General features: G+C 52.6%; 1 protein-coding gene. It reads right to left on the bottom strand.

Going from position 1 to position 2661, the window contains the following annotated elements:
* Nucleotides 1–2510, bottom strand: a 2510-nt coding sequence (locus EC843_RS24410) for a pertactin-like passenger domain-containing protein (protein ID WP_208111342.1), incomplete at its 3' end; no start/stop codon positions are given.
* Nucleotides 2511–2661: the final 151 nt, after the last annotated feature.

A 2661-nucleotide genomic window follows, 5' to 3' on the forward strand; every position in this document is an offset into this window, starting at 1 on the left:
ATGGAAAGCACCGCTGCCGTACTTGGCGATATCGTCATTTCTGACGGCGGTGCTGGCTCTACCGGGACCACTGGTGGGGTTGTCGGGTCTACCGGCTCAGTCGGATCTACCGGTCCTGTTGGTGGCTCAACTGGCTCTACCGGCTCAGTCGGATCTACCGGTCCTGTTGGTGGCTCAACTGGCTCTACCGGCGGATCTACCGGCTCTGTCGGTGGCACGATCTCAATAGGATGCGTCGGGACAGGTGGCACAATCTCAATAGGGTGTGTAGGCTCTACCGGGGTCGGGGCAAGCGACCAGGTGTCATTACCATTGTCCACCAGATAATACTGGTAGGTCCCCACATCCACGACACCGCCATTGTTGGCCAGGTTGAATTCCGCATCACCGCCACCGGTCTGTATCATCTGCATGCTGCTGTCTGACGTCGGACTCACCCCGGTATCGGCGATAAACACATCAAAGTCGCCGTTAGCCTCGCCCGTCACTGTCAGGGTGTCGCTCTGCAGCGTCGCGACTTCGGTGTTCATATAAAATGCTCCCGTCCCCTCCAGACTCGTCATGGTCAGGTCAGCGTAGCCACTTTGTTCATAGTGAACACTGCCGCCATCCATGGCCATGGCACCCATATTGTACTGCGTATTGCTGCCACTGACTGCTGAGGTGTTGTCCAGATACAGTGCACCGGAATCCGACAGGGTCATATTTGCACTGTCAGTCACTGCGCCCGCAGTCACCGTTAACTGACCACCGGACGTGACGGACACATCACCACCCAGGGTAGCACCGGTGTAGATGTAGCCTGCTCCACCGTTGACAGTCAGATCCGAGACCAAACCGCCGGAGTTAACGTTAACTGTTCCTCCGGTATTAACAATAGTGTCGAACGCGGTGCCACCTCCGTTAACGTCGACCAGCCCACCAGTGTTAACGGTCGTGCCTAACGCTATACCACCAAGATTAATATCAGCCTCTCCTCCGTTATTAACAGTAGTGTCGTAGGCTAAGCCGCCGAAGTTGATTGAGAAAAGCCCGCCATTCTCGAGCAGGACATTACTGGCGGTATGCGTTGCCGCATCGATGGTGAACGTACCCAATGCATTCGTGCCACTGACGGTGGCATCGGTATTCGTAACAAGCGCAGCACCACTGCTTTGAATGACACCGGAAGCTGTTGCGCCTGCGGCAATATCCAGCATCCCACCGGTGTTAACGGTTGTGTCGTTCGCTGTGGCACCCGTTTTAACTTCTTGTTTGCCACCCTCATTAACAGTGGTAGTGTTAGCCACGCCGCCACTTTCAATAGTTTGCAAGCCAGCATTAATTATGGTGTCATTGGCTATGCCGCCGTTGAAGACTTTTTGTAAGCCTGTAGCGTTAATTGTCGTACCATTGGCTGTACCGCCGCGGACTTCTTGCAGGCCACCCGCGTTAACGATTGTGTCATTGGCAACCGCACCAATTTCAACAGCTTGCAAACCTGTATTGTTTACGGTAGTGCCGTTGGCTGTGCCGCCGGACAAGACTTGTTCCCACACGCCATTAACAATGGTGCCATTAGTTATGCCGCCGTTGCTGACATACGAAGACCCACCGATAATAACGGTGTTATTCGTTATGCCGCCGGAATTAACATGTTGAGCGCCACCATTAACAGTAGTGTCATTCGCTATACCGCCGGAATTAACATGTTGAACGCCACCTTTAACAGTAGTGTCATTCGCTATACCGCCGTTGTTGATGTTTTGTGTAGAATCTGTCTGATTGAGAATATTGCCGGATGCTACACCGCCATTGACGTTTTGAGTGCCCCACCTAATCGTGGTGTCGTATACTACGCCACCGCTGTTGATGTTTTGTCTACTCGAACCATCGAGAATAGTGTCGTATGCTACACCACCGTCATTGACGTTTTGAGTGCCGTTGTAGCTAGAAATACCTATCGCCGTGCCGCCGTTAATGTTCTGGGTGCCCGTACCACCAATTTCGGTGTTGTTAACAACGCCGCCGGCATAGACATTTTGCACACTATACCAACCAACAAAAGTGTCATTGGAAATACCACCGTCGTTGACGTTTTGAGTGCCCCCATCAAGAGCATCACCGCCATCACCGTCATGATAGAATCTGGTCCCCGTCGCTACACCGCCACTATTAACGTTTTGAGTACCGGTAATAATAGTCGTCCCTATTGACGCACCACCATTATTAACGTTTTGAATGCCCCCGGCACTAACTGTGGTTGCTGACGCAGTACCGCCATTATTAATATTCTGCGTACCTGCGTCCACAGTCTCTCCGGTCACAGTTATACCCGTATCCACTTCAGCAGTGAACGCATTCACCACCCCGGGAAGCACCGCCACCGCCAGTATCGACAACTTCCCTGTCAGTGCCGCACGACGTGCCACACCTTTGCCACAGCTTTTGCAGTGCTCTGATACCGGCACCCAGGCTTCCCTGACATTATCCCAGACCAGACGATAAATATGATTTAAACCACTGTACATTGGATTTCCCTTGTAGCTTTGTCGATAAAATGAGTATGTGAAGAGCGGGAGGGGGTCTCACCGTCTGAGTTCAGAGTGGCAGGCACCGTGGCCTGCCGCAGTCGGGTGATATGCCCGATAACCTGCTTGCCGGTAATAAAGCGACTGCATT

The organism is Buttiauxella sp. JUb87 (genome assembly GCF_004361975.1).
Classification (GTDB): Bacteria; Pseudomonadota; Gammaproteobacteria; order Enterobacterales; family Enterobacteriaceae; genus Buttiauxella; species Buttiauxella ferragutiae.